The sequence below is a fragment of the Polaribacter sp. genome (assembly GCF_965656025.1).
In the GTDB taxonomy this organism is placed as follows: domain Bacteria; phylum Bacteroidota; class Bacteroidia; order Flavobacteriales; family Flavobacteriaceae; genus Polaribacter.
The window spans coordinates 1-3,495 of the sequence record NZ_CBFHJT010000115.1 but is presented as its reverse complement, the minus strand read 5'-3'; the positions used below and the strand labels follow the sequence as shown (position 1 = coordinate 3,495).

At 31.1% G+C, this 3,495-nt stretch carries 2 protein-coding genes; both read left to right on the top strand.

The window, feature by feature from the left end:
* Positions 1-106: 106 nt before the first annotated feature.
* A complete protein-coding gene (locus tag ACTG3S_RS14065) occupies positions 107-3,265 on the top strand; it encodes a DUF6298 domain-containing protein (protein ID WP_439129964.1) in 3,159 nt (1,052 codons plus the stop codon).
* Between the two features lie 11 nt (positions 3,266-3,276).
* Positions 3,277-3,495: apiosidase-like domain-containing protein (locus tag ACTG3S_RS14060; RefSeq protein WP_439129963.1), on the top strand; the 219-nt coding region annotated here is incomplete at its 3' end.

The window sequence follows — 3,495 nt, the reverse complement described above, 5'->3', positions numbered from 1 at the left end:
AATCCATTACAAAAAATAGATTGGACTAAAACAGAAAACAACACAGACACGTTAATTAAATTATCTAACGGTCTGTTACAATAAATGAAACTTAAAAACAATAAAGTTGAGTAGTAATCACTTACAATTTAAAATTTTTACAATCTACAGAAAGCAATGTTTTATAATACTAGCTTTCTGTTTTTGCATTTCTCACATTTTTTCTCAGCAAAAATTTCCAGATATTGTTAAGAATAAAAATGGAGGTATTTCTTATGCTGCAGATAATTTAGGTAATCAAATTCCAGATTTTTCATACGCTGGTTATCAAGCTTCAGAAGTCGCAATTCCACAAGTTGAAGCAAAAATATTTTTACCAAAACAAGATACAGACGCTACTCAAAATATACAAGCAGCAATTAATTATGTGAGTAATTTAAAACCAAATGATGCTGGCTTTAGAGGAGCAGTTTTATTAGATGAAGGAACTTTTAAAATTAAAGGAACTTTATTTATAAAAAAATCTGGTATTGTTTTAAGAGGTAATGGAAATAATAAAACGATCCTTTTAGGAACAGGTTTTAAACGCGAAGCTATTATTAGTGTTTTGGGTAAAAATGATAAAAAAGATAAAGATATACTTAGTTTTAGTACGAATTACACGCCATTAGGCAGTCAGAAAATTCAATTAGAAGATGCTTCAAAATTAAAAGTTTCTGATGATATAATAATTCAAAAACCATTAACTCAAAAGCTAATAGATACCTTACAAATGAATGATTTTGGAGGAGAAACGGGTTGGATTGGTTGGAAAACTAGAGATTGGGATATCAGATGGAACAGAGTTGTTACAAGCATAAAAGGCAATGAAGTAACTTTAAATGCACCATTAACAATGGCTTTAGATGATAATTTTGGGAAAGCGAAAGTCATCAAATACTCATGGGAAGGAAGAATAGAGCAAATTGGTATAGAAAACTTAAGTATTTCATCAACTTTTGATAAAAAAAATACAAAAGACGAGTTACACAGATGGTTTGGAATTACAATGCAAAATGTAAAAAATGCGTGGGTTCGTCAAATCCATTTTAAACATTTAGCAGGTAGCGCAGTTTCTTTATTAAAAACGGCACAACAAATTACTATAGAAGATTGTATTGCAACAGCGCCTATCTCTGAAATCGCAGCGTTTAGACGTCACACATTTTATACAGAAGGAGAACAAACATTGTTTCAAAGATGTTATTCAGAATATGGTTATCACGATTTTGCAGTTGGTGGTTATGCAACAACAGGTCCAAATGCTTTTGTGCAGTGCGAATCGTATTTGCCTTATAACAAAAGTGGAGTTATTGGTAGTTGGGCTACAGGTGTTTTACTCGATATTGTAAATGTTGATGGGAATGCTTTAGGTTATGCAAATAGAGAACAAGAAGGAAGAGGTGCAGGATGGTCTGCAGCCAACAGTGTAATTTGGGAATCTTCTGCTTCAAAAATAGAAAATTACAGTCCGCCAACAGCACAAAATTGGGCATTTGGTGTTTGGGGAGGTGTAATGACTGGTAATGGAATATGGAAAGATGTAAACAATCATATATTTCCAAGAAGTTTATTTTACGCTCAGTTAAAAAATAGATTAGGCAAGCTTCCTGTAAATCCTTACGTTTTTCCTTTGGGTTCACAACCCACATCAAGTCCAACAATAGCACAAGCAGCAAAATTAAATGAAGAGGCTTCACAACCTGCAAAAACATTAAAAGAATGGATTGTAGAAATTTCAGAAAAAAATAGAATTTCTGCAGAAGCTAAAAATATACCAGCTATTAAAGATGTAAAAAATGTAACTTTTTTAGAAGATGATAAAAAAAGTACAACAAAAATTAAAATTAAAAATGGTTGGTTAACTTTTGATGAAAAGGTGATTACAGGAAAAGTTGCAAATGTACAATGGTGGAGAGGAAGTTTAAAAAATCATGAAATTAAAAATTCTTCTGAACATGTTACTAGATTTGTTCCAGGAAGAAAAGGAAAAGGTTTTACAGATGATTTAGAGGAAGTTGTAAACAATTTTTCAGAGAAGAATATTGTTGCTTTAGAACATAATTATGGTTTGTGGTATGAAAGAAGAATGGATGATCATGAAAGAACACGAAGAATAGATACAGATGTTTGGGCACCTTTTTACGAACAACCTTTTGCAAGAAGTGGCCAAGGTTTAGCTTGGGATCAATTAAGCAAATACGATTTAACAAAATACAATGATTGGTATTGGTACCGTTTATCTCGTTTTTCTGATTTGGCGGAATCTAAAGGTCAAATATTAATTAATCAACAATACTTTCAACATAATATTTTAGAAGCTGGTGCACATTGGTCTAGTTCTCCTTGGCGCTCTGCAAATAATATTAACAATACAGGTTTTCCAGAGCCAGTGCCTTATGCAGGTGATAAACGTATTTTTATGGCAGATCAATTTTATGACTTGTCTCATAAAAATAGAAAAGAATTACATCAACAATTTATCAGAAAATCTTTACATAATTTTAAAGATAATAGTAATGTAATTCAACTTACAAGTGCAGAATATACAGGTCCTCTTCATTTTATGGAATTTTGGTTAGATGAAGTTAAAAAATGGAAAACTGAAACTTCTGGAGCAGGAATAATTGGTTTAAGTGCTACTAAAGATGTTCAGGATGCCATTTTAAATGATTCTAAAAGATCAAAAACTGTTGATTTAATTCATATTCGTTATTGGCATTACAGAGAGGATGGATCCGCTTACGCACCAGAAGGAGGAAAAAATTTAGCTCCAAGACAGCATGCTCGTAAAATGAAAACAGGCAAAGAAACCGAAGCACAAATTTATAGAGCTGTTAGAGAATATCGAGAAACTTATCCAGAGAAAGCAGTTTTGTATGCTACATATGCAGCACCAAGGTTTGGTTGGGCAACATTTATGGCAGGTGGTTCTTTGGCTCCAATTCCAAAAATAGAAATCACAGATTTTTATAAACATTTAGTAGATACGAAAGTATCACCAAAACAAAATTATAAAAGTGATTATTGGGCATTAGAAAATTTTGGAAAATCATATTTGTATTATTTAGTAAAAACAAATACTGTGAATTTAGATTTAACGAAATATAAAGGAAAGTATAATGTTTTTTGGATTGATACAAAAAATGGTGAAGTAGTATCAAAAGATATGATTAGAGGGCAAAGAAACCATAAGTTAACAAACCCAACAAATAAAAAAGTAGCAGTATTTGTAGTAAAAAAATAAACGTTTTAAAGATGATAAACCATAAAAATATTTTTAAATTTCTTAGCATTATAGCTTTTGTATGTGTAATCGTTTCTTGTAAAGAATCGAAAAAGGAATCGAAAAGAGAAACAATTGAAGGCATTCAAAAATTGCAAGTTTCTGAAAATGATCATTATTTTCAAACAGAAGATGGTAAACCTTTCTTTTGGTTAGGAGATACAGGTTGGTTGACTTTTAAAAAATTAAAC